We start from the raw sequence: 548 nt of genomic DNA on the forward strand, positions 1-548 counted from the left end.
GAATCTTTTCGATGTTAGGAGCTGCCACGTCAAACTGCTGTTCTAGCAGATTTGGATAAACAGGCTTATTATGATTTGAGTCAGTAGTCGTTTTAAATCGCTTGTGACGTTTGCAGTAAATACCATGTTCTTGCTTGATTTGCCGTACCATGTATAAGCTGATATTATGTCCTTGATTTGTTAAGTGCTGATTCAAGCGCTCATGACCATAGCTTTGCTTTGTATCTATGTGAGCGGATTTGACCAATAGTTCACAGCGATTGTGGTGCTGTTTTCGCTTGCTGATGCCTCGCTTTAACCAATCATAGTAGCCTGATAGGCTGACTTCAAATAACCTTGCCATGCGTTATATGCAGTATTTCAATCGATTCTCTTGCATAAAGGCGTACTTGGCTATTGGTACTCAAGCATAGCTCTCACTTTGCGTCGGGGCAAAGCAGTGCTTCGCTTATTCCTCCTCATTGGCAAAATACGCCGTTGCCTTTTTTAAGATTTCTCGTTCTTCTTGAGCGATCTTGAGTTGTTTTTTAAGGTCTTTGATTTCATCC

General features: G+C 41.2%; 1 pseudogene. It reads right to left on the reverse strand.

Features of this window, described 5'->3' with window-relative positions:
* Positions 1–548, reverse strand: a pseudogene (locus QMK30_RS38380) (IS3 family transposase); the annotation flags it as partial.

The organism is Streptomyces sp. H27-C3, from assembly GCF_030063415.1.
Taxonomy (GTDB): Bacteria; Actinomycetota; Actinomycetes; order Streptomycetales; family Streptomycetaceae; genus Streptomyces.